General features: G+C 59.7%; 27 protein-coding genes. 18 read left to right on the top strand and 9 right to left on the bottom strand.

Features of this window, described 5'->3' with window-relative positions; genetic code table 11:
* Positions 1 to 36: 36 nt before the first annotated feature.
* The 4 genes from ASD02_RS01660 (at position 37) to ASD02_RS36650 (ending at position 4149) form a co-directional block, all read left to right on the top strand.
* Complete coding sequence (locus tag ASD02_RS01660; protein ID WP_057219918.1) at positions 37 to 1677, top strand: AMP-binding protein; 1641 nt, start codon at positions 37 to 39, stop codon at positions 1675 to 1677.
* The gene (locus ASD02_RS01655; RefSeq protein ID WP_057219917.1) at positions 1678 to 1914 is read left to right on the top strand and encodes an acyl carrier protein; all 237 of its coding nucleotides are present in this window, start codon (positions 1678 to 1680) and stop codon (positions 1912 to 1914) included.
* A gap of 1 nt (position 1915) precedes the next feature.
* Positions 1916 to 3178 carry a hypothetical protein gene (locus ASD02_RS01650; protein ID WP_057219916.1) on the top strand — a complete coding sequence of 421 codons (1263 nt, stop codon included), beginning with the start codon at positions 1916 to 1918 and terminating at the stop codon, positions 3176 to 3178.
* A 314-nt stretch (positions 3179 to 3492) separates the two neighbouring features.
* Entirely contained in the window at positions 3493 to 4149 is a 657-nt protein-coding gene (locus ASD02_RS36650) for a methyltransferase domain-containing protein (protein ID WP_082555437.1), read from the top strand.
* An 83-nt stretch (positions 4150 to 4232) separates the two neighbouring features.
* On the opposite strand, the gene ASD02_RS01640 is transcribed toward ASD02_RS36650, so the two are convergent.
* A complete protein-coding gene (locus ASD02_RS01640; protein ID WP_057219989.1) occupies positions 4233 to 4973 on the bottom strand; it encodes a hypothetical protein in 741 nt (246 codons plus the stop codon).
* Between the two features lie 826 nt (positions 4974 to 5799).
* Positions 5800 to 6174 carry a hypothetical protein gene (locus tag ASD02_RS01630; protein WP_244494162.1) on the bottom strand — a complete coding sequence of 125 codons (375 nt, stop codon included), beginning with the start codon at positions 6172 to 6174 and terminating at the stop codon, positions 5800 to 5802.
* Positions 6175 to 6242: 68 nt separating this feature from the next.
* On the opposite strand from ASD02_RS01630, the gene ASD02_RS01625 reads away from it, so the two are divergent.
* The 4 genes from ASD02_RS01625 to ASD02_RS01615 are packed head-to-tail and all read left to right on the top strand — an operon-like array spanning position 6243 to position 7637.
* On the top strand, positions 6243 to 6899 hold the full coding sequence (locus ASD02_RS01625) for a glycoside hydrolase family protein (RefSeq protein ID WP_057219913.1): 657 nt from the start codon (positions 6243 to 6245) through the stop codon (positions 6897 to 6899).
* A complete protein-coding gene (locus ASD02_RS01620; protein ID WP_057219912.1) occupies positions 6896 to 7138 on the top strand; it encodes a hypothetical protein in 243 nt (80 codons plus the stop codon). Before ASD02_RS01625 ends, ASD02_RS01620 begins: the two co-directional genes overlap by 4 nt.
* Positions 7041 to 7262 carry a hypothetical protein gene (locus ASD02_RS39475; protein WP_244494161.1) on the top strand — a complete coding sequence of 74 codons (222 nt, stop codon included), beginning with the start codon at positions 7041 to 7043 and terminating at the stop codon, positions 7260 to 7262. Before ASD02_RS01620 ends, ASD02_RS39475 begins: the two co-directional genes overlap by 98 nt.
* Positions 7263 to 7637, top strand: a complete 375-nt coding sequence (locus tag ASD02_RS01615; protein WP_057219911.1) for a DUF1515 family protein — start codon at positions 7263 to 7265, stop codon at positions 7635 to 7637.
* A gap of 55 nt (positions 7638 to 7692) precedes the next feature.
* Here the strand turns inward: ASD02_RS01615 and ASD02_RS01610 are convergent, their stop codons facing one another.
* The 7 genes from ASD02_RS01610 to ASD02_RS01580 form a co-directional block, all read right to left on the bottom strand.
* A complete protein-coding gene (locus tag ASD02_RS01610; protein WP_057219910.1) occupies positions 7693 to 7944 on the bottom strand; it encodes a hypothetical protein in 252 nt (83 codons plus the stop codon).
* A gap of 1136 nt (positions 7945 to 9080) precedes the next feature.
* A complete protein-coding gene (locus ASD02_RS01605; protein ID WP_025425881.1) occupies positions 9081 to 9467 on the bottom strand; it encodes a DUF930 domain-containing protein in 387 nt (128 codons plus the stop codon).
* 102 nt (positions 9468 to 9569) lie between these two features.
* On the bottom strand, positions 9570 to 10031 hold the full coding sequence (locus ASD02_RS01600; protein WP_025425882.1) for a YbaK/EbsC family protein: 462 nt from the start codon (positions 10029 to 10031) through the stop codon (positions 9570 to 9572).
* Positions 10032 to 10135: 104 nt separating this feature from the next.
* Positions 10136 to 10324 (bottom strand): hypothetical protein, encoded by a 189-nt coding sequence (locus ASD02_RS01595; protein WP_025425883.1) that lies wholly within the window; start codon positions 10322 to 10324, stop codon positions 10136 to 10138.
* Positions 10325 to 10401: 77 nt separating this feature from the next.
* A complete protein-coding gene (locus ASD02_RS01590) occupies positions 10402 to 10656 on the bottom strand; it encodes a GlsB/YeaQ/YmgE family stress response membrane protein (RefSeq protein ID WP_025425884.1) in 255 nt (84 codons plus the stop codon).
* Between the two features lie 287 nt (positions 10657 to 10943).
* Positions 10944 to 12239 carry an L-rhamnose catabolism isomerase gene (gene rhaI / locus ASD02_RS01585; protein ID WP_025425885.1) on the bottom strand — a complete coding sequence of 432 codons (1296 nt, stop codon included), beginning with the start codon at positions 12237 to 12239 and terminating at the stop codon, positions 10944 to 10946.
* A 13-nt stretch (positions 12240 to 12252) separates the two neighbouring features.
* On the bottom strand, positions 12253 to 14352 hold the full coding sequence (locus ASD02_RS01580) for a bifunctional rhamnulose-1-phosphate aldolase/short-chain dehydrogenase (protein ID WP_025425886.1): 2100 nt from the start codon (positions 14350 to 14352) through the stop codon (positions 12253 to 12255).
* A 203-nt stretch (positions 14353 to 14555) separates the two neighbouring features.
* Here ASD02_RS01580 and ASD02_RS01575 point away from each other — a divergent pair, with 203 nt between their 5' ends.
* The 10 genes from ASD02_RS01575 to ASD02_RS01525 all read left to right on the top strand — a co-directional run bounded on the left by ASD02_RS01575 (position 14556) and on the right by ASD02_RS01525 (position 24960).
* Positions 14556 to 15368: a DeoR/GlpR family DNA-binding transcription regulator gene (locus ASD02_RS01575; RefSeq protein WP_025425887.1), complete on the top strand. Its 813-nt coding sequence runs from the start codon at positions 14556 to 14558 to the stop codon at positions 15366 to 15368.
* A 126-nt stretch (positions 15369 to 15494) separates the two neighbouring features.
* Complete coding sequence (rhaS, locus tag ASD02_RS01570) at positions 15495 to 16484, top strand: rhamnose ABC transporter substrate-binding protein (RefSeq protein WP_025425888.1); 990 nt, start codon at positions 15495 to 15497, stop codon at positions 16482 to 16484.
* A 253-nt stretch (positions 16485 to 16737) separates the two neighbouring features.
* Positions 16738 to 18234, top strand: a complete 1497-nt coding sequence (locus ASD02_RS01565) for a sugar ABC transporter ATP-binding protein (protein ID WP_025425889.1) — start codon at positions 16738 to 16740, stop codon at positions 18232 to 18234.
* Positions 18231 to 19211, top strand: coding sequence for an ABC transporter permease (locus ASD02_RS01560; protein WP_025425890.1), 981 nt, complete (start codon positions 18231 to 18233; stop codon positions 19209 to 19211). Before ASD02_RS01565 ends, ASD02_RS01560 begins: the two co-directional genes overlap by 4 nt.
* The gene (locus ASD02_RS01555) at positions 19211 to 20215 is read left to right on the top strand and encodes an ABC transporter permease (protein ID WP_025425891.1); all 1005 of its coding nucleotides are present in this window, start codon (positions 19211 to 19213) and stop codon (positions 20213 to 20215) included. Before ASD02_RS01560 ends, ASD02_RS01555 begins: the two co-directional genes overlap by 1 nt.
* A 7-nt stretch (positions 20216 to 20222) precedes the next feature.
* Positions 20223 to 20537 carry an L-rhamnose mutarotase gene (gene rhaM / locus ASD02_RS01550; protein WP_025425892.1) on the top strand — a complete coding sequence of 105 codons (315 nt, stop codon included), beginning with the start codon at positions 20223 to 20225 and terminating at the stop codon, positions 20535 to 20537.
* Between the two features lie 4 nt (positions 20538 to 20541).
* Positions 20542 to 21933 (top strand): FGGY-family carbohydrate kinase, encoded by a 1392-nt coding sequence (locus ASD02_RS01545; RefSeq protein ID WP_057204233.1) that lies wholly within the window; start codon positions 20542 to 20544, stop codon positions 21931 to 21933.
* A gap of 700 nt (positions 21934 to 22633) precedes the next feature.
* The gene (locus ASD02_RS01535) at positions 22634 to 24256 is read left to right on the top strand and encodes a globin-coupled sensor protein (protein ID WP_057219909.1); all 1623 of its coding nucleotides are present in this window, start codon (positions 22634 to 22636) and stop codon (positions 24254 to 24256) included.
* A 41-nt stretch (positions 24257 to 24297) separates the two neighbouring features.
* Positions 24298 to 24591, top strand: coding sequence for an STAS domain-containing protein (locus ASD02_RS01530; RefSeq protein WP_025425896.1), 294 nt, complete (start codon positions 24298 to 24300; stop codon positions 24589 to 24591).
* A 3-nt stretch (positions 24592 to 24594) separates the two neighbouring features.
* Entirely contained in the window at positions 24595 to 24960 is a 366-nt protein-coding gene (locus ASD02_RS01525; protein ID WP_025425897.1) for a response regulator, read from the top strand.
* Positions 24961 to 24968 lie beyond the last annotated feature (8 nt).

The following is a 24968-nucleotide window of genomic DNA, read 5'->3' as shown; positions in this document are numbered from 1 at the left end:
CTATGTCGAACAAGCTTCAGTTGCGGAGACTTGGGATTGTCCTTAAATCGATACCTCAATGCATTTCTCACGAGGGTGAGGACTGAACCGGACAGCATCTTTCTCAAAAGCATTCAAGGGAAAGAGACAAAAGACGTATCTTTCAGCGAGTTTGCAGCGCGAGTTAAGCAGGCCGTTGCCGGACTGGTCGCGCTGGAAGTTTCTCGAGGCGATGTCGTCTTGGTTTTTTCGGTGCATGGAGCCGATGCTCTGGCATGTTTTCTAGCGTGCCAGGCAGTTGGGGCAATTCCGAGCTTTATGCCTCCTCCAACACCGCGTCAGGATCTTGAAATCTGGCAAAGCGCGCATAATGCACTGTGCCGCCGGATCGAGCCGAAACTCGTCGTGTGTGACGAAGCAAATTTGGGTGCTGTGTCACAACTGGACGCCCAAGTTGCGGCTTTGGCAACAATCTTCGCGGCGAACGGGGTTGCAGAGCTAGCGGTGTCCGCCGATGAAACCGACATCGCATTTCTGCAGCACTCGTCTGGTACGACCGGTCTGAAGAAGGGCGTCATGGTGAGCTATGAGCAGCTCATCGCTCAGGTTGAATCATACGCTACTTCGATACCGATCGACGCTTCCAGCAACACAGTCGTCACGTGGCTTCCGATCTACCATGATATGGGCCTCATCGCCGCCACACTGCTTCCGATCTACCTTGGAATGCCCATCGTCTCGATCGAGACCTTTACTTGGCTGGCAAACCCGGGCCTGTTCATTGAGTGGCTGTCGAAATCGCGCGCGCCTGTGGCCTGGCTACCTAATTTCGCGTTCAAATATCTGGCGATGAGAGTTAGGCAGGACCCATCGCTGCGCTTGGACAATGTCCACGCGATCGTCAACTGCTCGGAGCCCTGCAAACTCGGCGATATGGTTGCTTTCTCCGACCGCTTTGTGTCGCAAGGGCTGTCTCCCTCCGCGATCCGCGTTTGTTATGCCATGGCCGAATACGTTTTTGCCGTGACACAGACGCCGGTAGGTCGGCAAGTCGTGAAAGCTATTGAGGTTGATGCCGATGCCATGGAGTCCACTGGCGCGGTAGTGATCGGCGGCAATCCGAAACGTACGCGAAAAATGGTGTCGACCGGAACCGCCATCGAAGGAGTTCTCATTCGCGTCAATAGCAACGACGGTGGTGTCGGGGAGATCGAGATTTCCGGACCATCACTTTGCCTTGGCTACTATCGGAACGAGCAGCTCTCGTCCCAGAAGTTTGTTGATGGTTGGTACAAGACCGGAGACCTGGGGTTCATTCATGACGGTGAGCTGTACATAGCCGGAAGGATGGACGATCTCATCATCGTGCGCGGCAAAAACATCTATGCCCACGACGTAGAGGCGGCGGTCACTCTCACCGGCAAAGTTAAACCCGGTCGCTGTGTCACGTTTGGCGTCGAAGATGACCGCAATGGTTCCCAGAGCCTCGTCGTGGCTGCAGAAACCGCCAACGCATCCCCGCTGGAGGTGACCCGGGCTATCAACGATATCGTCTCAAGCGAGTTCGGTATCTCGCCCTCAGATATCGTTGTTTTGGAAGAAAACACCCTCGTGAAGACCACGAGCGGCAAAATCTCCAGGTCCGAGAATGCTGCCCGATATCGTGCGGGAACGCTATTGAGATGGAGTGGAGTGTAAATGTCCATGGAACGTGACGTCGTCGTAAGTGCTATGCGCGAGAACTTCCCGCTCTTCAGTGGAGAAGTCTCCAACGAACTATCTGCCTCAGATGTCGCGGGATGGGATTCGTTCGCGCACGTGAATCTGATGTTCACCATAGAAGCCAATCTTGGCCGTTCCTTCGATATCAGCGAGACCTTTGGTCTGCAGAATATCGGAGAGCTGATCTCGTTTCTGGAAAAACAAGAAAATTAGCATGTCTAAAGACGACCTGATTATTCTGTTCGACGGTAATTGCCAGTCTCACCACCTTTCAGCAGTGTTCGATGCGACTGGTGTCGCTGACTGCTATACGATCGGCCGTGACCGTGGATTCATTCCCTCGTTCCGAGGCGTGCTCACCAAATACGTTGAAGATGATCACGCCCACGCATTCGTTGAGCAGGCGAAGAAATCCGGAAAATCGGTTGTCCAGGCTTCGCAGTCATCCCCGATGGCGGCCGAGAAACTTCATTCGTTCAGCAGTCAATTGGACGGGATTGTTCGCTTCCCGCATCTGCAGTGCCTTGCCTACAAGCCTGAAGATACCGGCATCAAAGTCGACGGCCCAGAGCAACTGAAGCGTCTGTATGACTTGGATTTGAAGATTATTGAGCGGTGCCAGGTGCGCGCCGGCTCGCAGGTCGATTTCGCAGGGCTTGTCCGCGAAAGGCAAGTTCATGCACCTATGTTTCATATGACCTTGCACGCAGGGGCTTTGATTACTGCACTGCTGGTGAAGGACCTTGCTCGCCAGTTGGGTGATAGTGCAACTGAGACAGTCTCCGAAGCTGCGGGCGAAATTGAGCGTACAGAAGGCATTAATTTCGTCACACATCACCCACTAGATGACCGCGTTCTTTCGACGCTTGGGTTTCAGTGGGAAGGATACGATGACTACCGAAAGCTCATATTGTCGATGAAAAGCAATGAGTTTGAATTTGTCCTCAACAATGAAGACAAGCTCAAACAACGGTTTGGCCACGAGACGATCTTCTGGCAGGCCATGATGAGAGCGCGTACAATTTCAGGTGACTTCGTAGGGGCGTTCGAAGCCAGTGACGTGTTGCAGCGTCGTTGTCCTGGCTCCGTTATGACATGGTTTGACCGGGTCGACTGCGAACGGAAGGCAGGGGCGACCGTGGAGAGGATCGACGAAATTCTCGAAACTGCCGAGGCTGTATTCAACGGAAGCCGCCAGTTCTTGCATCTTCGTGCGCTGGTCAAGCTGCGTTTAGGGAGAGCTGATGACAGCCTGCAGGATGCTGAAGCCTATTTCAGGTCCGCTGATGAGCTTTTTGACTCAATAAAGCCGATGCTGCGGACCCTATTGGCCTTAGGGAGAGTCGAGGAGGCGAAGCAAGCGCTTTCGGATCGAGCCGCGGCCATCCAAATGACAGAGCGGAGGCGGCTCGCGTCCGCGATCCGCGATTTGCCGCAGCTCGCAAGTGCGGCGGACGAAATATGCCGAGCAGCCTGAGAGGCGTTTTTCATATTCCAAGACGACATCGTTGATGAGGCTCGGGAACGTCGTTGCAACGATATCGCCCCCGAGCCTCGGCGCCACCTGACACTACGGTGACTGGAAGGAAGGTACCGCGACGCGAAACAGGGGACAAGGCGGCTCCGCGCTCAGGAGCGTTGCGAAGTTGGTCCTTCCACAATCTCAACGGCCAACCGCGTGGCATTCGTGAGAATTGCGTTGTACGCGCGAGCGTGGTGTTGTACCCGGCGATTTCACATAAAAGTTGATCCTGTATCTCGTGAGCGCGGACGTTGTCGCTGGGGGAGTGAATGAACATGCTAAGGATATTTAAACGTCAGTCGCGCAAACCAGTCGAGCCCCCGCGCTCCATGCTTGCCCCCGATAGTTATCACCCTGATCTAAATAACGCTTATGCGGTCTTCTGGGAAACAGTGAAGAGCAGCCAACCTAAAAGCGTCCTGGAAGTCGGCACGAGGCGTACAGTGCCCGATAGGAAGACCCACAAGCAGGACAGATTTCCTTGGGTGGCCTCAAAGGACTACATAAAGCTCGACATTCGGTCAGGCGTTGATGTCGACATGATCGGCGACCTGCACGCTCTGCCAGAAGAGTGGACCGGAAAGTTTGATTGCTTCATTGCGAACTCTGTCTTCGAGCATCTCGAAAGGCCGTGGATTGCAGCGCGGGAAGTCGAAAGAGTTCTGGCACCAGGCGGAACGTTCCTTGTTTCGACGCATCAGTGCTTCCCGATACACGGCCATCCCAGTGACTTTTTCCGCTTTAGCAAGGAAGCTCTTCGCCTAATTTTCCAGGACGCGGGGCTGACGGTCGACGCGGCGGACTATGCGGAACAGTGCCTGATTGTACCACCCGAGCATGTTGTCCCCTACGGCATGCTCGAAAGTTGGAATAGGGAGTTTCCTTCGTACGTGCACGTTCGCGTTGCTGGACGGAAAGTTTCATAGGAAAATTTCTTGCTTTCGCGAAAGACCATGACACCACTGTGCCTTCGACCGCTCAGACTGGAGGCTGTGTTTCAATTGGCTGTTCAGGTGCCCAGTATTTTCCTCCTGAACGCCCTCTCCAGACCAAGTCCGAGCATCAGGGAAGTGAGGGAGAAGCCCCAAATGTATTCCTTGCTGAGCATGCTGGTATCGTACGTTGGATAATATGCCGAGCGCATCCACTCGACGCACTCAAGAATGGGGCTGTAGCTGAGAGCGACTCGGACTTGCTCCGGCAGGTTTGCCGGCACGAACATCGTCCCAGATGACGCGTATACGAGGATCATGAGCAGGGCATAGACGGTCACAAAAGGCTGAAACAGCGCCGTGATGGTTCCCGCGAGCGTTCCGACGCTGAAGGCCAAAAAGAGCACAGAAACATAGGCCTCGACCGCCGATTCCAAATCGATTGGTGTGGGGTTTTCTCCGATTGCCAGCATGAGGGAAACGATGAATACCAGCGTGAAGAAGGCTGCCACGATTTCCAGGGCAGCACGCCCTTGCAGTATGTCTATGGGCCTGACGATTGGGAATGCCATCATCGGCCGGTTGAGCACGATCGACAGCGTCATAAAGCGCGAAACGTACATAAACGCGAGGGTAGGCACCAGCCCGGTAGCGAAGAAGACGTTGAGGCTATCGCCATAGGGAACCCTGCGGCCCAAAACGTTTGAGATAACCAGCAGTGCCAGCATATGAACGAGCGGCCAAAGGGGAACCACGAGAAACCCCAATCCGTGATTGAAGAACCGCGTGCGCATGTCGCGAAGAATAATCGACATCATCACGCACTTCTTCTGGATGAGTGCGGCCTTAATTGATCTGTCTGGGGCTGGGTTCGCCATTATTCGCTTAACCTTGTGGCTATGAGCGTCAGCGCCTTACCACACCCCCATCCGCGTCAACAAGCTGAACCACATGGCTCGAGAAACTCTTTCCGTCGCCGTCGAACTCACGGTTGGGGATGAGGCGTAGCTCCAGGGTGCGGAACACTTGAAATCCTGGCCATGTCGGGCATAGATCGCGCGTCTGTGAGTTCGAACGCTCAGACGGAAGGTTCCAGATCATCCTCGTAGGATTCTGGGGCCTTCTTTATATCAAATCGCGTTGTCAAGGACTTGCGTCGCGACCGCGACCAGTAGACCCGCCAAGGCGACGGCGGTTCCAAATCTCGCCACCTTCATCCGGCGGCGGCGCGCGCCATCCCAATCATATCTCATCGATCTGCGCATCAGCACCTCATTGAACCAGTCGCGGACCGACGCAATCGATGAGCTGGATGGCGTCGTCTTCCATACCTTGGCACAGCTCATCGTACTGGGCGATGAGATCTCGCCGGACCCTCCGCGCGCGCAACTCGTCACGTTTCACCACTGCGAGACCGTAATTTTCCAGGAGCTCGCGCAAAAGGGCAAGTTTAAGATGGGCCAATTGCCGCCGATGATTTGGCAGTCGGACCATCAATCGAGCCCGACCGATCCTTTCGTAATCCATCTTCCACCCTTGCCCCAGTCGTCGCGACATGATCGCCGCAAAGCAAGTCTGGCGCTTCAAACCCTAATTTAGCAAAAAGTTTGCAAACATGAATGAACGACGCGTCAACGCGGTGACCTACCGCCACCTTGCGTTCCTTTCGCTATTCATCATCGCTACCGAATCTGCTTCCATGTCGCGGCACATGGTCTCGTACTCGGCGAGCAGCTCGGCTCGAACAGGATCTTCCTTGCGCAGATCGTCGACCATCAAAACCGACGCTGCATAGAACTCGCAGAGACTGAGGAATGCCACGGTGTGAATCGATAGCAACTCTTCACGATAGGCTGGGAGGGCGAGCCGCAGCCGCGCTCTTCCGACCCGACGCATGGCGAGCCCTGATCTCAGATGCCCTTTGAGCATGGCTTCTTCGTCGTGCTCGTCTGCCTCTTCGTGGTCCATAAAAAAGTTCCGATCGTACTCGGCGCGTGTGCGCCAACTGAAATCCGCCATTCAATGCGGCGCCGTTCATAGCTCGTCTGAGTGTGCGCGGCCATCTCCTCACAAACAAGGAAAAGCAAATGAACAACCGACGCATCAACGCGGCGGGCCTTGCGCTCGTCAAGCAGTGGGAAGGCCTGAAGACGAAGGCCTATAGGGATGTAGGCGGCATCTGGACCATTGGCTACGGCCATACCAGCGCTGCCGGCGCTCCGACGGTGACGCCAACAATGATGATCACTGAGGCCAAGGCCGAAGAGATCCTGCGCGCCGACCTCGCCATCTTCGAGGATCGCGTCTCGCGCCTGGCCAAGGTGCCGCTAACCGAAAATCAGTTCGCGGTTCTGGTCTCCTTCGACTTCAACACGGGCAAGCTCGGAAAATCGACGCTGCTGAAAAAGCTGAACGCCGGTGACTATGACGCTGTGCCGCTTGAGCTGATGAAATGGGTCAACGCTGGCGGCAAGCGAGTGAAGGGGTTGGTCAATCGGCGAGCAGCCGAAGCTGGCCTTTGGGCCAAGGGTGAGTTCGTTTCCAGCAACACCACACCGGCCGTGCCGAAGGCGCCCGATGTCGTGACAAAGGAAAACGTCAGCTGGGCCGCCGGCATCCTCTCGACGATAGCCTTTGCCTTCACCGGCAATGGTCCGCTGCAGTGGGCGCTGGCGGGGATCCTCGTCGTTGCCTTTGCGATCGGCGCGTTCTTCTTCCTGCGCAATCGGCTCGATCCGGCATGATCGCCTGGCCGAAGATCCTCGGCGGCGTGCTTGTGCTCGCCGCCATCACCTGGACCGTCCTCGAGCTGCGCGCGGACGGCGCCCGCTCGGTCACCAGTGCAATCGAAAGGCAAAACAATGCGGCGGCACATTCCGCGGGCGATGCTCGCTCTGACTATGACCTATGCCTCGATAGGGGCGGCGTGTGGGACTTTGCCGCCAGCAAGTGTCGACGGTCTGCGGCAGGTCGTTGGAACTGACCTGGTCGGCGCGCGAGGGGCGACGCCGGCAGATCAGCGGAAGATAGACCGGACTGTCGTCGGCCTATGCGCCGGCGGCGTTTGGACGAATTCGGAATGTGTGCGGCATGGGGAAGGGCGATAAATGGCACCTGCGGATATTGATGCATCAGTGCATAGGCAGCTCGGCGAGCTGGTGGCGGGCATGCGGGGCTTGCAGGACTCAATCAAGCGATTGGAAGAGGGGGCGATCAGATCGGAAGATAAGGCGGCTGCGAGCCGGGCAGGCGTGCATACCCGCATGGATCAGCTGGTTGACCGCGTCGGTGATGTCGAGGCGTCGGTGACGTCGATCGGCGAGGATGTGGCCGAAATGAAACCCGTCACCGATGACGTGAAGCGCTGGAAGCTGATGGGGATCGGTGCGCTCGGCGTAACCGGGATTGCGGCGATGGCGCTCGGCGTTAGCTTCGCCGAGGCGATACGACGGATCGTGTTCGTCGTCATCGGCAAAGTCTAGCTGTCTTCGACTTCGGAAAATAGCTCCTGAGCGATGGTATGCCTGCTGATCGAGATCACCCCTGAACCGTGCGCTCGCCTGCAGCCGGCGCCTGTATTCGCACTTCGACGTTCTTGCGACCGCACTTGCTGCATTTGGCGTGGCCTCTGACATAGATCGGATGGTCGCGTCCGAGCTTCATCACGAATGGCGCAATGGGACTGATGCCGCCACGGCTGCAGTCCAAGCACCAGAGATTGAAGCTATAGCCCTTGTCAAGTAATTGGCCGAGCGTCGAGATGACGACTGCTTGCTTCGTTTCAGACATGCGCTTTCTTCCTCTATCGAGGTCTCAACAAGCCGCATGTCGTGAAAGGCGCCCGCCTAGCGCTTGGCGTTCTAGCTATGTTCGCGATAGGTCCGTGTCAATGTCGGCTTAACGGCGCTGGACACTTTTTCAAAAAGCATAATGAAAGGGCTGGACAGGTGGGTGTCCAGCTTTTCGGTAAGTCATTGATTTCGGCTAATTGAGGTGGCCCGCCTCCGGGCACCATTCATAATTGCATGGTTTCCTTTGATTTTTAGCCTCTTGATTTAGTCGGTCGCTTGCCGCGTCTAGGCAGGTCTTTTCAGCGTTCTGGAAGTTTCCGTTCTTCCTTCTGCTCACTTCCTTTTTGAAGTCAGCAATGGTGCGTGTCGCAGATGGTAGCCACGTCGAACCTCGCCGCCTCCTCCAACCGAATGTGGCGGGTCTCTAGGGCACGGTCACACTGGCAGGAGCATATCGGGGCAGGGGTGGCTGCTTCCCCTTGCCGATGCAAAGCCGGAGCCGAAGAAGCCGTAATCTTAGCGCTGACGCCCTTACAAGGGCTAGGGCGGGGTCTGTGACTGCGCTCTGATGCAAGCTGCTTCCGATACCCTGCCGCCACCTTATTCAGCCAAGCGGCGATTTTTTCACCTGGCTCTGTCGCCGCCATCCCGCCATGCGGCTGGTATTCCGCATGGGCCCGAAGGGCGCCGCGCCACCTATCCACCCAACACCGCAGACAATGAGATTAACCAATTGTTAACCATGTCGGCGCAACCTGAAACACTGTTGGCAGATTGTGCACCGATCTGGTGGGATCGTGTCAGTCAGGCGTTTCGAGCTTGGAATATACCGGGCATGCCGCGCCCCAAAACCAGACGAATTCGTTCATTCCTGAGGGAGTAGAGGCAAGGGTGTACGAAATGGCAGATCACATGATGAAGATGCTGATGAGCATCATGGCAGCGCTGTCGCTTGGCTCGCTGCTGTTTCTGATGGCCGTTCTCTAAAGCGCGTCGCGATTTCCAGGATCCGCTTGTCGCGCTTCAAGCTCTTGTTCTTTCGCATGTCATCGCGAAAGCGCTGCACATTTTTGCGCGACATTTCTGGTGACGGCGAAAAGCTCGGGCGTTTGCGCGCACCCGCGGTCCGGTCTGTCAGGGATAGAGGTAGAACTCGTCCCAGTTCTCGCGCGGCACGAGATCGCCGATCTTATATTCGAAGGACAGGATGCCCAGGTGCTCCGCGTCGGTGCGGCACTTGAATTTTAGCTTGTACCATTCCCCCTTGCTGCGGAAAACCGCGCCCGGCGCCTTCATCTTGTCTTCCTTCATGACCGGTTCGGCGAAGGTGTAGGCGATCACCTTGTCGGGCTTGAAGGTCGTCTTGTCGGCGTTGATGCGCTCCATCGCCTCGGTGTCGCAGCGCTGTTCCAGGCGGGTCTGCGGGTCAAGCTTTTCGAACTGGCGCACCAGGGACTGATCCATCGCCAGCGCCGGGGAAAATGTGGCGGCGAAGATGAGCGGGTACGCGACTATCTTCATGCTCGACGGACTCCTGATTCTGGAAAGGGCCGCGCCCGGCAAATCACTGCCGGAGTGCGCCTGCGGTTTCAGTTAAGCTTTGTGGCCATTCCAAGGCACGAATTACGTTTCCGAAACGTCGATCCATTCGGCGCCGGTCAATTCGACGATACGCTGCGGATTGATGTGAACGGCGGCATTGGTGGCGCCAGCGGCAGGAACGACGATGTCGTAGGCTTTCAGCGACAGGTCGCAATAGATGCTGTGGGGCTTGGCAAGGCCGAACGGGCAGACGCCGCCGACTGGATGACCGGTCTCCGCCTCGACCTCGTCGAAGCCGAGCATGCGGGCCTTGGTGCCGAAGCGGGCTTTGTATTTCTTGTTGTCGAGCCGCGCGTCACCGCGCGTGACGATGAGGATCACGTCGTCGCCGACGCGGAGCGCCAATGTCTTGGCGATCTGTGCCGGTTCGACGCCATGGCCCTCGGCGGCAAGTGCCACTGTTGCCGTGCTCTGCTCGAGTTCGATGACGTCGATGTCGGGGGCGTGCTGCGAGAAGAACTGTTTGACGGATGTAAGGCTCATGGTGGGTCTTCAGGCTCTGGAAATGGCTTCATGAAAAAAAGTCGAGCGGACGAACGCTTGGAGAGGCGTCGAGCGCCAAGGGTGCTGCCGCCGGCAGGAATGCCTCAATCGTCGTTGGAGGCGTCAAGGTCTTCCGGGCGTCTGCCTTCCTGCTGCGGCGGCAGGTAGCCATGGGTCGTGAACCAGTTTTCGAGGATCGCCGCGATCGCCTGCTCGCGTGTGAGCTTGCCGGGATGGTCGGCCATGAACGCCTTCAGCGCCGTTTCGATATTGTCGGAGTTCGGCTCGCTCATGGTGATTTCCTTCCGTTGGACTGGCACGGCCCGCCGGGTCGGCGAGCCATGCGGTATGGTCGCGTGGCGGTGGTTCGTCACGCCTGTTTGACGATGCGGATCAGCACCAGCAGGATCACTGCGCCGATCGTCGCGTGCAGGATCGCCGAAAGCACGCCCGATCCAAGGCTGATACCGATGGCGGGAAAGAGGAAGCCGGCGATGAAGGCGCCGATGATGCCCACGACCATGTTGCCGATCAGGCCGAAGCCGAACCCCTTGACGATCAAGCCGGCAAGCCAGCCGGCGATCGCTCCGACAATCAGGAATACGAGAATGCTTTCGATACCCATGAATGGTTCCCTTTCCGTTGGACCTAGAAGGGAAAGATAGACCAGGATTTCAAATCAGATAGGGGGCAATTTCATCGCGCGATGATTTTTTGCAGGAATGCGAAGCATTTGTGCGGGACAATCCGGCGCCGTCCGTCAAACAGGGCGCACAAAAGGCCGCGGTCACGCTCGCTTTATGATCCGCCTACGAGATCGGAGCCGATCCGCGAGACGATATCAATCGTGCGTGAAAATGCCGGGCAGCAATCGCTGCCCGGCATTTAGATTGTGGGATGGGGGAGTGGATCTCAGACGATGCCGCCGCCACCGCCGGCAACGGCCGGCCGCTCGCCGGCCACCTTGGCGCGATAGCCGCTCGCCCGATAGGTCGCAACCGGCGCAATCGCCCCGCCGCTTTCGAAGCGCGCCATCGCCAGGATCGGCTCGACGTCGGTGCGAAACGCGGTCTTCAGCGTTTCCGCCGCCATCAGTGCATCATTGTCCTGCTGGAAGCTGTCGAGCGCTGTGCGGTCGACGATGAGGGCCTGTGCATAGGCGCGGCAGACCTCCATCGCGCTCGTCATCAGGCTTTCGATCGGATCGGTGACATTGTGGCTCTGGTCGAGCATATGGGCCGGATCGAAGCCTTTGGCACCCCGCGTCTCGGCATCGACGAGTTCATTGAAGACGAGGAACAGGCGATAGGGGTCGATCGAGCCGGTATCGAGGTCGTCGTCGCCATATTTCGAATCGTTGAAGTGGAAACCACCGAGTTTCCTGAACTGGATCAGCCGGGCGACGATCATCTCGATGTTGACGTTCGGCGCGTGGTGGCCAAGGTCGACCAGGCAGAAGGCCTTGGGTCCAAGTTCCTGGGCGATCAGGTAGTTGGTGCCCCAGTCCTGCACCACGGTCGAATAGAAGGCCGGCTCGAACATCTTGTGTTCGGTGAAGACGCGCCAGTCCTCGGGCAGTGCGGCATAGACCGCTTTCATCGCATCGAGATAACGCTCGAACGATCTGGTGAAGTTGCTCTGGCCGGGAAAGTTGGAGCCGTCTCCGACCCAGACCGTCAGTGCCTTCGAGCCGAGCTGTCGGCCGATGTCGATGCATTCGAGATTGTGCTCGACCGCTTGGGCGCGCGTGGCCGCGTCGCTGTGCGACAACGATCCGAACTTGTAGGAATGTGCCTGTCCGGGCGCATCCGAGAAGGTGTTCGAGTTCATCGCGTCGAAGCCGAGGCCGAGGGCGGCACCTTTCTGCTTCAGTTCCTGGAGATCGCTGACCTTGTCCCACGGGATGTGCAGCGAGACGTTGGGCGTTGCCCGTGTCAGCTGCTGGATGACGGCGCAATCCTCCAGCTTGTCGAAGATATTGCGCGGCTCGCCCTTGCCGGGGAAGCGGGCAAAGCGGGTGCCGCCGGTGCCGACCCCCCAGGAGGGGACTGCGACGCCATAGGCCGCAACCTTGCGCTTGATGGCGTCGACGTCGATGCCGCGGCGCGCCAGCCTTTCGCCAAGGCTTTCATAGTCCTGGCGAAGTGCCGCCTCGCGGCGCTCGTTCTCTGCGTCAAGGATGGTCTTGCCGATCATGGTGGTGCTCATCAAAATCTCCGGATCAGCGGGTGAACGACTGGGCATTGCCCGCGTCGACATTGACGATGTTGCCGGTCGATTTCGCCGACATGTCCGAGGCGAGGAAGTAGATCGCCTCGGCGATATCCTCCGGGAAGACGCTGAGCTTCAGCATCGAGCGTTCGCGGTAGTGCGCCTCGAGGTCGTCGACATCCATCTTGTAGGCGGCGGCGCGCTGCTCTTTCCACTCGCCGGTCCAGATTTTCGAGCCGCGCAGCACGGCGTCCGGGTTGACGACGTTGACGCGGATCTGGGCGGACGCGCCCTCGAGCGCCAGGCAACGGGCGAGGTGGATCTCGGCTGCCTTTGCGGTGCAGTAGGCCGATGCGCCGGGCGACGCGGCAAGACCATTTTTGGAAGCAACGAAGACGACGTTGCCGCCGGCCTTCTGGTTGCGGAAGACCCGGAAGGCCTCGCGCGAGACGAGGAAGTAGCCCGTCGCAAGGATGTCCATGTTCTTGTTCCAGAGCGCCAGCGTCGTATCCTCGACCGCGGCGGAGGAGGCAAGGCCGGCATTCGACACCAGGATGTCGAGACCGCCGAAGGCTAAAAGCGTATCGCCGAAGCCACCTTCTACCGCCGCCTCGCTGGTCACGTTCATGCTGAGCGAACGCACGAAATCCTTGCCGTGGCGGGCCGCAAGCTCGCTTTCGGCGCTAGCAAGCGCCGTTTCGTCGATATCGGCGATGACGACGCAGGCACCTTCCTGCATCAGCCGGTGTGCCGTTGCCTTGCCGATGCCGCCGGCGCCGCCAGTCACCAGCGCGATGCGTCCCGCAAGGCTTTTTGGCTTCGGCATGCGCTGAAGCTTGGCTTCCTCGAGCAGCCAGTATTCGATGTCGAAGGCTTCCTGTTCCGGCAGGCCGACATAGGTCGAGACGCCGGATGCGCCGCGCATGACATTGATGGCGTTGACGTAGAATTCGCCGGAGATGCGCGCCGTCGCCTTGTCCTTGGCAAAGGTGATCATGCCGACGCCGGGCACCAAGTAGACGACCGCGTTCGGATCGCGCATGGCGGGGCTGTCTGCATGTTTGCAGCGCTCGTAGTAGGCGGCGTAATCGGCGCGATAGGCAGCGATTGCGTCGGCAAGCCCGGCAAGGGTCTTTTCGATGTCTGCAGCGGCAGGATCGAAATCGACGACAAGCGGGCAGATCTTGGTTCTGAGGAAATGATCCGGGCAGCTGGTGCCGAGCGCTGCCAGCGGCTTGAGATCCTTGGCGGTCACGAAGTCGAGCACCGCCTGGCTGTCGTCGAAATGTCCGACCTTGCGCTCGTCGGCGCTGATCAGGCCGCGGATGACCGGCATCAACCGTTTGGCAATCGCCACCCGGTCGCTCGCATCGAGCGTCGGCTTGGCCACGCCGCCGAAGGCCGGCCTGGTGTTTTCCGTCTCGAACCAGGCGATCGCCTTGTTGATGATTTCGACGGTGGTCTCGTAAGCTTCTCTGGCCGTGTCGCCCCAGGTGAAGAGGCCATGGCTTTCAAGCACGACGCCGCGGGCGGACGGATTCTCCAGGCAGAACTTTTCCAGCCAGAGGCCGAGTTCGTAGCCCGGGCGCTTCCAGGGCAGCCAGCCGATGTCGTTGCCGAAGATTTTTGCCGTCAATTCCCTGCTGTTTTTGGAGGCCGCTATCGCGATGATCGCATCGGGATGCATGTGATCGACGTGCTTTTTCGGAACATAGGCGTGCAGCGGCGTGTCGATCGAGGCGGCGCGCGGGTTGAGGTTGAACGTGCAATGCGGAAGATAGCCGACCATCTCGTCTTCGAAGGCGACGCCGCGATAGATGCCTTTCAGGGCATTCAGCTTGTCCATGCAAAGCGTGGCGAAGCCGTCCATCTTGATCGTGCCGACGTCGCCGCCAGAGCCCTTGACCCAGAGGACTTCGACCGTGCCGCCGCCGAGCGGGTCCTTCTCCATCACCTTGGCCGAGGTATTGCCGCCGCCGTAGTTGGTGATGCGCTTGTCGGAGCCGAGCAGGTTCGAACGATAGAGAAGACGTTCGGCCTCGCTCATGCCGGCCGCCTTCGTCTCATCCCATAGATTGGCAAGCCGCGCGCCCTGTTGCTTGTCGAGCATCTCGAAAATCCTCCCGGTCCGTTGCCACGCGGCTTGGCGGCCGCGTGGAGATGTGGTTGGCATCAGATCACATGGCCCGAGAGTCATTGTCAATCAAAAACGATCAAATTCGCGCATGTCGCACTGCACAATGAAAAAATATGATTGATTGTGATTGACAATGTTTGGTCGTGATGGAAGCATGCAAATTATCGGAGGAGCGAATGCACGAGAAAGAAAGACATCGGATCATTCTGTCGGCGGTTCAGGAAAAGCCCGTGGTCACGGTGCCGGAACTGGTCGATCTGACCGACAGTTCCGAGGCGACGATCCGGCGCGATATCGCGGCGCTCCACGTGCAGAAGCGGTTGCGGCGCGTGCGCGGCGGGGCGGAAGCGATCAATCCGCCGCAGTTCGTCGGGCTGGCCGGGCGACCCTTCAAGGTCAATGAAAGCCTGCATGCGCGGGAGAAGCAGGCGATCGCCAAGGAGGCGGTGGCGCTGTGCGAAGATGGCGAGCCGATCATCATCAATGGCGGCACGACGACCTTCCAGATGGTGCACTTTCTCACCAATCGCCGGATGCAGGTCTTCACCAACTCGTTTCCGATCGCCGAGCATCTGCTCAAGCACTCGAAAAACACGGTGATGCTGTCGGGCGGCACGATCTACCGCGAGCAGAACATCATCCTCAGTCCGTTCGACAATGACGTGACGCGCAATTTCTATGCGCGCCGCATGTTCATGGGCGCCCAGGGGCTTGGTCCGCTCGGTCTGATGGAGGCGGATCCGCTGCTGATCCAGGCCGAGCAGAAACTGATCGATCAGGCCGACGAGCTCGTCGTGCTCGTCGACTCGTCGAAATTTCACAAGCGCTCCAGCCTCATCCTGTGCGGATTGAAGCGGATCGCCACTGTGATCACGGATTCGGGCATCGAGGACAGGCATGCTGCGATGCTCGAAAATGCCGGCGTGCGATTGGTGATCGCCAACGCCAGGTCCGGCGCTGACGCGGAGAATGCATCCTCGACCGCTTGAGACGGCCGAGGGGAGGGGAAGGATCGGCACCGGTCGGAAAAGACCGGGCCGGTTGCGAATTCGAGAAGGTTAGTACCGGACGATGCGGTCATCCCGATCGCGTTCCGGTCCATGGGAGGAGTGGAAATGAAGATCCTGAAATCATTGATGGTCACGGCCGCCGTGTCGTTGGCGCTGATGGCCAATGCCGCACATGCGGAAAACAAGAAGATCGCCCTGGTCGTCAAGGCGCTCGGCATCGGCTTCTTCGAGGCTGCCAACAAGGGCGCGCAGGAAGCCGCAAAGGAACTGGGCGACGTCGAGGTGATCTACACCGGTCCAACGACGACGACCGCTGAAGGCCAGATCGAGGTGATCAACTCGCTGATCGCCCAGAAGGTCGATGCCATCGCTGTTTCCGCCAACGACACCGATGCTCTCGTTCCGGCGCTGAAGAAGGCGATGGATCGTGGCATCAAGGTGATCTCCTGGGATTCCGGGGTCGCCAAGGACGGCCGCCAGATGCACCTCAACCCGTCGTCAAATCCATTGATCGGCAACATGATCATCAAGCTCGCCGCCGACAACCTGCCGGATGGCGGCGATGTCGCCGTGCTCTCGGCTTCGGCGACAGCCACGAACCAGAACACCTGGATCGAGGAAATGAAGAAGGTTCAGGGCAACTACAAGGGCATCAATGTCGTCGCGACCGTCTACGGCGATGACCTTGCCGACAAGTCTTACCGCGAAACGCAAGGGCTCATTCAGTCCTATCCCAACCTGAAGGCGATCATCGCGCCGACCTCGGTCGGTATCGTTGCTGCGGCACAGGCCGTCACCGATGCCGGCAAGATCGGCCAGATCAATGTCACGGGCCTCGGCCTTCCCTCGGAGATGGCCGGTCACGTGAAGTCGGGCGCATCCAAGTCCTTCGCGATCTGGAACCCGATCGATCTCGGCTATTCCGCAACGATGATCGCCTATGATCTCGTCAACGGTGCCGAAGCCAAGCCCGGCGCGGAATTGAAGATGGGCCGCATGGGCGCTGTGAAGCTCGACGACAACAACGAAGGCGCCATGGCCGACCCGTTCGTCTACGACGCCTCGAACGTCGAAGAGTTCGCAAAGATCTTCTGATCGGCGAGGGGCGGTTACCTCTCACCCGGCCTGCCGGCCACCTTCTCCCCGTTTGACGGGGAGAAGGGAAACATGCGGCGATGCTCCGCTCCTAATGGGCGTCGGCGTAAGCGGCGACACGCCAACGGGTCCCCTCTCCCCGCGAGCGAGGAGAGGGTTAGGGTGAGGGGCAATTTTGCAGACGTGGCGCCTTGGATGTCAGGCCCACAAATCAGGCGGATGGAATGTGTTGCAGGATACGATCACATCGCGGATGAAGCCCGCCATTGCGCTTGAAGGCATCTCCAAGTCCTTTCCCGGCGTCAAGGCATTGTCCGACGTTTCGCTGTCGCTCTATCCGGGCTCCGTGACGGCACTCGTCGGTGAGAACGGTGCGGGCAAGTCGACCCTCGTCAAGATATTGACGGGCATCTATCAGCCTGATGGAGGCAGCATCCGCGTTGCGGATGCGGAAACCGCCTTCCCGACCGCGCTTTCTGCTGCAAGGGCAGGCGTAACCGCCATCCATCAGGAAACGGTTCTGTTCGACGAACTGTCCGTCGCTGAAAACATCTTCCTCGGCCATGCCCCGCGCAACCGTTTCGGCCTGATCGACTGGAATAAGCTCAATGCGGATGCACGTGCGCTCTTGCATCGCGCCGGCGCTGATTTCGATCCGACGATCCGGCTGCGCGATCTCGGCATTGCCAAGAAACATCTGGTGGCGATCGCCCGGGCTCTGTCGGTCGATGCCCGCGTCGTGATCATGGACGAACCGACGGCGGCGCTGTCGCACAAGGAAATTCACGAACTCTACGCGCTCGTCGAACGGCTGAAGGCCGACGGCAAGGCGATCCTCTTCATTAGCCACAAATTCGATGAGATCTTCCGCATCGCCGATCGCTACACCGTGTTTCGCGACGGAACGATGGTCGGCGAGGGGCTGATCGCCGATGTCAGTCAGGACGATCTCGTGCGCATGATGGTCGGCCGCGCCGTCGGCTCCGTCTATCCGAAGAAGGACGTAGCCATCGGCGACCCCGTTCTGACAGTCTCCGGCTACCGTCACCCGACCGAGTTCGAGGACATTAACTTTGAACTGAGACGTGGCGAAATTCTTGGCTTCTATGGGCTGATCGGCGCGGGCCGCTCCGAATTCATGCAGTCGCTGATCGGCATCACCCGCCCGTCGGCAGGTGCCATCAGGCTGGATGGCGAAATCCTGGTGATCCGCAATCCGTCCGAGGCGATCAGGAGCGGTATCGTCTATGTGCCAGAGGAGCGTGGGCGTCAGGGCGCGATCATCGGCTTGCCGATCTTCCAGAACGTGACGCTGCCGTCGCTGTCGCGCACCTCGCGCTCCGGCTTCCTCAAACTTGCCAACGAGTTCGCGCTTGCGCGGGAATATACGTCTAGGCTCGATCTGCGGGCCGCCTCCCTCGATCAGGACGTCGGCACGCTTTCGGGCGGCAACCAGCAGAAGGTGGTCATCGCCAAATGGCTGGCGACCAAGCCGAAGGTGATCATTCTTGATGAACCGACCAAGGGCATCGACATCGGCTCCAAGGCCGCGGTGCACGCCTTCATGAGTGAGCTTGCCGCACAGGGCCTCAGCGTCATCATGGTCTCATCGGAAATCCCCGAAATCATGGGCATGTCGGATCGCGTCATCGTCATGCGCGAGGGCCGCATTGTCGGCCGCTTCGAGCGGGAAGAATTGACGGCGGAAAAGCTGGTGCGTGCCGCCGCCGGCATTGCGGAGGCCGCATGATGGCCAAGCTCCTGAAAAACCGTGAACTGCTGCTTGTCGGCGCGATCCTGGTGCTGGTCGTCCTGATCGCCTGGCGCTTCCCGCCCTTCATTGCGCCGACCAATCTGGCACGCGTCTACAACGACACCTCGATCCTCATCATCCTGGCGCTCGGCCAGATGGCCGTGATCCTGACGCGCTGCATCGATCTGTCCATGGCGGCAAACCTGGCGCTTTCCGGCATGGTCGCGGCAATGCTGAACGCCGCGTTCCCCGGCCTGCCGATCCCCGTCATCCTCCTGTCGGCCATAGCGCTCGGCGCGGTGCTCGGGATGATCAATGGGGCGCTGGTCTGGAAACTCGACATCCCGCCGATCGTTGTCACTCTCGGCACGCTGACGATCTATCGCGGCCTGATCTTCCTCTTGACCAACGGCAAGTGGATCAATGCCCACCAGATGAGCGATGCCTTCAAGAGCTTTCCGCGCACTGATCTTGCCGGCATTCCCGTGCTGTCCTGGCTCTCGGTCGTCACGGTCGCGGCGATCTTCCTGGTGATAAGCCGCACGCCGCTCGGGCGGGCCTTCTTCGCCGTCGGCGGCAATCCGCATGCGGCTGTCTATACCGGCATCGACGTCGGCCGGACGCGCTTCTTTGCCTATTGCCTCTCGGGGACGCTTGCCGGGCTGTCCGGCTATCTCTGGGTGTCGCGCTATGCCGTTGCCTATGTCGATATTGCCGCCGGCTTCGAACTCGACATCATCGCCGCCTGCGTCATCGGCGGCATCTCGATCGCCGGTGGCATCGGTTCGGTGCCGGGAGCGGTGCTCGGCGCGCTGTTCCTCGGTGTGATCAAGAACGCTCTGCCGGTCATCAACATCTCGCCCTTTGCCCAGATGGCGATTTCCGGCATGGTCATCATAACGGCCGTTGCCGTCAATGCGCGTGCCGAACGGCGCAAGGGACGCGTCATCCTCAAAAAGGCGGAGGCTGTCTGATGGCAGAAACGCATCTCTCCCCCCGCAACATTCCCGATCGCCTCGAAGGGCGCGGCGCGCGCCTGCTGAAGAGTTGGGAAAGCCTGCTGTTCGTCGTCGCCTGCCTCATCTTCATCGGCAATTCGCTGGCCTCACCCTATTTCCTCGACCCGTGGAACCTGTCCGACGCCACCTTCAACTTCACCGAAAAGGCGATGATCGCCTTCGCCATGGCGCTGGTGATCATTTCAGGCGAGATCGATCTCTCGGTCGCCTCGATCATCGCGCTCGCCTCGACGGCGATGGGTTATGCCGTCCAGCTCGGCTTCGACACGCCGGCGCTGGTGGTTGTCGGACTTTCGGTCGGGCTCGCCTGCGGCGTCGTCAACGGCCTGCTGATCACCGGTCTCGGCCTGCCGTCGATTGTCGTCACTATCGGTACGATGAGCCTGTTTCGTGGCCTCTCCTTCATCATCCTTGGCGATCAGGCCTTCACCGGCTATCCCGGAAGCTTCTCCTGGTTCGGGCAGGGCTATGTCTGGTGGGTGTTCTCGTTCGAGTTCACGCTCTTTGTCGTCCTGGCCGTGATCTATGGCGTCGTGCTGCACAAGACCAATTTCGGCCGCGCCGTCTACGCGATCGGCAACAACCAGACGGCCGCGCTGTTCTCCGGTATCCGCGTCGGCCGCGTGAAGTTCACGCTGTTTCTGCTCACCGGCCTGATGGCGGGGCTTGCCTCGATCTGCCTGACCTCGCGCCTCGGCTCCACCCGACCGTCGATCGCGCTTGGTTGGGAGCTGGAAGTCGTGACCATGGTGGTGCTTGGCGGCGTCAGCATTCTCGGTGGCTCCGGTACCATACCGGGGGTCGTGCTTGCGGCCCTGATCATGGGCATGGTCACCTTCGGCTTCGGGCTCCTGAACGTGCCGGGCATCGTCATGTCGATCTTCATCGGTTTGCTGTTGATCTCGGTGATCGCCCTGCCCATCCTGTGGCGACGCGCCCGCCGCCGTCTTGCCCACTGAGGTTTCCATGGAAAAATACGCCTTCCGTATGCGGCTCAATCCGGGAATGGCCGCCGAATATACCGCACGTCACGATGCCATCTGGCCGGAGCTGGTGACCCTGTTGAAGGAGGCCGGTATTTCGGACTACTCCATCCATCTCGACGAGGAGAACGATCTGCTCTTCGGCGTCCTCTGGCGAGCGGACGACCACGGCATGGCCGATCTGCCCTCCCATCCGGTGATGCGGAAGTGGTGGGCTCATATGGCCGACATCATGGAAACCCGCGAGGATAACGATCCGGTCGCCGTACCGCTCAAAACCGTTTTTCACATGAGCTGACCCGATGCGGATCGTGGGCGTCATTGACATCGGCAAGACCAATGCCAAGGTCGCAGCGGTTGATCTCGATCGCTTCGAAGAGGTTGCCGTGCGCAAGACCGCAAACCGTGTCGTCGCGGGCGAGCCCTATCCGCATTTCGATGTCGAGCGTCTCTGGGCCTTCGTGCTCGATAGCCTGACGGCGCTCCAGGCCGAGCATCCCTTGCAAGCGATCTCGATCACCACCCACGGCGCAACCGCGGTTGTCCTCGACGAGGCCGGCGACCTTGCCTTGCCGGTGCTGGACTATGAATTCGGCGGGCCGGATACCCTGTCGGAAGCCTATGAGGCCGTTCGTCCGCCTTTTGCCGAAACCGGCTCCGCGCGCCTGCCTATGGGCCTGAATGTCGGCGCGCAGCTGTTCTGGCAGCAGCAGACCTTTCCCGACGCCTTCGCCAGGATTGCAACGATCCTGACCTATGCGCAATACTGGACCTTCCGGCTGACCGGCGTGCGCGTCAACGAACTGACCTCGCTCGGTTGCCACACCGACCTCTGGAACCCGACGGAAGGCGCCTTCTCGACGCTGGTGGAAGGCCAGGGCTGGCGGCACCTGTTTGCGCCCGTCCGCAAGGCAGACGATATCGTCGGCAAGCTGCTGCCCGAGCTTTGCCTCGCCACCGGCATTCCCGCGGGTACGCCTATCTACTGCGGCATCCACGATTCCAACGCGTCGTTGCTGCCGCATCTGCTGACCCGAACGACGCCGTTTTCCGTGGTGTCGACCGGCACCTGGGTCGTGATGCTGGCGGTTGGCGCCGCCAAAGTGACGCTCGATGAACATCGCGACACACTGATCAACGTCAACGCTCTCGGCGACCCGGTTCCCTCGGCGCGTTTCATGGGCGGTCGTGCCTTCTCGCTGCTGCTCGGCGACGGCACGACGCCCACCGCGTTTGAAGACGAGGAGGCCGTCATTGCGGCAGGGCACATGCTGTTGCCTTCGCTTCCCGAAGGCTCCGGACCTTTCCCATCCGCCAAGGCGCGCTGGACGGTGGACGAGGAGAAGCTGACGCCGGCCGGCAGGGTCGCCGCCGTTTCTTTCCATCTGGCATTGATGACGGCGACATGCCTCGATCTCATCGGGGCGCGAGGGGATATCGTGGTCGAGGGACCGTTCGCTGCAAACGCCGCCTATTTGCGCATGCTTCAGGCGGCAACGGGGCGCCCGGTCCTTGCCGACAGCCACAACGTGACCGGCACCAGCCTCGGGGCTGCAAGTCTTGTCGACGGCCGCCACGTGCGGACCGGCGTGCAGGCCTTCGCCGGCCCCGTGCCTGAGAGCTTTGTGCACTATGCAGAAAACTGGCGGTCGCTAACGAAAAGCCATGTGCAACAGGCCAATGGCAACCAGTAACGGTGAAATATAGGAGAGTAACGGTGCCGCATGAAGTGCGCGGTTGACGACGATGGCGTTCGTTTTTTCGCTTAGAAAACCGAGCTGCGGTTCGTCGAGCGGTTATGCTCGAGATTGAGCACGATGGATACGGCCATCATTGTCAGGATTGCTGTGAGAGCGGCGCCAATTCCAAGAACAATCATTGTTCGTTTCCCGTCAGCGCATCGTCATGATGTCGCTTTGCTTGCTGCAAAGGTTTCTTCCGCGCGATCTGCGCCCACTTCACGTTCGCTTCGATACGCGAGCGCAAGTAGAAGTACAATTCTAAACTCTTGTGAGTGAAAACCTGTTGAAATTCGGGGTCAATAGTGCGGCATTGCTGCGCCGCAAAAACAGCGCCAGGAAACACCCGGCGAATTTTAGTGATTCCGGTTACAGGCCATCGACCGTTAACCTTCAAGCAAGGAATTAACCATAAACATTGTCCCACACGTCGGAATGGGAAAATTCACAGTCTCCTCAAGGCATGATGCCGCCCCGCCGTACCGGTTCCGGTCCGGTATCGATTCTTCACCGAATTTACTTGCGGGATGGACGATAGCAGACGCCCAAGCGGCGGGGGCTGATCTCATTGATGTGGCGTGCACGTCCGGTGGACCGTGGACCGTCCGGATACTCCCCAGGCAAATTCCAAGCATGCAAAGCCGGGGATTTAGCGTTGAGGCAGGAAGCATCGTCAGAACAGGCAAGGAAGGGCCAGGCAGGCAGTCTGCTGGAGCGCTTGCGCTTTGCCGGGCTCGACGACGAGAGTTGTTCCCGCGTCCGCGACACCAGGCAGAAACTTTCCCCTCGCATCGACGCAGCCCTTCGCGATCTCTTCCAGCGCCTGCAGAGCTATCCCGACGCAGCCCGCCATTTCGACAACGACCGGCAGCTCGATCGCCTGCAGGACATCCAGTCTTCGCACTGGAACGTGCTGACCGATGCCCGCTTTGACGGCCTCTATGCCGAGCGCGTCAAGGTGCTTGCCGACACATCGAACCGCATGGGCCTCGATCCGCGCTGGCAGATGGCAAGCCACGCCGTCGTGCTGGAACACTTGTTGGTCGGCCTCATCGAAGAGGCCTGGCCGAAGTCCTTCCTGCCGATGGGCAGGGGACGTCGCAAGGAACTGTGCGATCTGGTTGCGGCACTAGTCCGTACCGTTTTCGTCGACACCGAGATCGGCGTCTCGCTCCGCTTCAACGCCCTTCGCCAGCAGCATCAGCGCCAGCTCGCCGACCAGCACAGTGCCGACGAGCAGGCGGTAACGACCCTATTCGGCGACTTCGCCAAAGGCTTGAACGACGGCGACCTGGGCGTGCGCCTGTCCGAGAGCGCGCCGGATGCCTACCAGCCGATCGTCGCCAGCTTGAACGCGGCACTCGACACGATCCAGCAGAGCCTGCAGTCCGCCGATCAGCGCGGTCAGGCGGCGGAGACTTTCATTGGCCGTCTGCGCGACGGAGCGGCCGGTTTTTCCGACAAGGCGGCGGCTGAAGCCGATGCCCTCTCGGGTCAGCTCGCAGCGCTTGCCGACATGACCGAACGCATGGCGACGGGCTCGAGCCGCATCAGCGCCACCGAGATCAAAGCCACCGAGACAAGGGTTGCTGTCGAGCGCAGCGGCGAGATTGCCGGCCAGGCAATCTCCGCCATGGCCGACATCGAAGCGTCGGCCGAAAAGATCGGCCAGATCATCGGCGTCATCGACGAGATCGCCTTCCAGACCAACCTGTTGGCGCTGAATGCCGGCATCGAGGCTGCAAGGGCGGGCGACAGCGGCCGCGGCTTTGCCGTCGTCGCCCAGGAAGTGCGCGCGCTGGCGCAGCGCTCCGGCGAAGCGGCACGTGAAATCAAGCAGCTGGTGATGGGCACCAAGGCGCAGGTCGAGACCGGCGTCGAGATCGTCGGTCGCACTCAGGATGCGATCAGCAGCATCGTCCAGCAGGTCACATCGATCAATGCCGCCGTCTCCGGTATCGCCCGTGAGGCGGAACAACAGGTCGGCGATCTCAAGGGCGTTGCCTCTGACATCGGTGCGATTTCGCAGGCCGTGCAGGCAAGTGCCGCGATGGCGGGCGAGACGGTCCGGTCTTCCGACGACCTGCACAATGTCATCGTCGAGCTCGGCGAGACGATCCGCAGGTTCCGCGTTGAACGCCGCCACGCGGCCTCACCAACACCGGCCGCCAGCCAGGGACGCGGCCTCGTGGCTCCTGCGGCGATGGCCGACGATGAAATGGCGGCGCCATTGTTCGACGACGGTCCGCAACGTCAGTTCGCCGGTTGGCAACGCTGATCTCAAGGGCACTCAAGAGTTAGCAGTCGAGGAAAACAGGAATGGCCAGCAAAAAGACCGCTCAGAAGACGCTCAGCCTCGCTCCGGTGTTGGACCTGAACGAAGCGACAGCGCTGCATGAGAAGCTTTTGGGCCTGAAGGGCAGCGATCTCACGATCGACGCCTCGGCGGTCGAGCGGGTTGGAACGCTCTGCGTCCAGGTGCTGATGGCCGGCGCCAAGACTTGGGAAGAGGATCATTTGTCTTTCACCTTCAGCAAGGTGTCGGACGCTTTCGAGAAAACGACACAGCTCATCGGGGTCGATATCGATCACCTGATGGCAAAGGAGATTTGAAGAATGAAAAAGCGAGTTCTGACAGTCGACGACTCCCGGACGATCCGAAACATGCTTCTGGTCACGCTGAACAATGCCGGTTTCGAAACGATCCAGGCAGAGGACGGCGTCGAGGGCCTCGAGGTTCTCGAAGAAGCCAATCCGGATGTCATCGTCACCGACATCAACATGCCGCGTCTCGACGGCTTCGGCTTCATTGAAGGCGTGCGCAAGAACGACCGTTACCGCGCTATCCCGATCCTGGTCCTGACCACGGAAAGCGACGCCGAAAAGAAGAACCGCGCCCGTCAGGCCGGAGCTACCGGCTGGATCGTCAAGCCGTTCGACCCGACCAAACTGATTGATGCAATCGAGCGCGTAACGGCCTGAAGTCCGAG

It is taken from the genome of Ensifer sp. Root1252 (genome assembly GCF_001425885.1).
In the GTDB taxonomy this organism is placed as follows: domain Bacteria; phylum Pseudomonadota; class Alphaproteobacteria; order Rhizobiales; family Rhizobiaceae; genus Ensifer; species Ensifer canadensis.
This window is presented reverse-complemented; position numbering and strand designations above follow the sequence as displayed.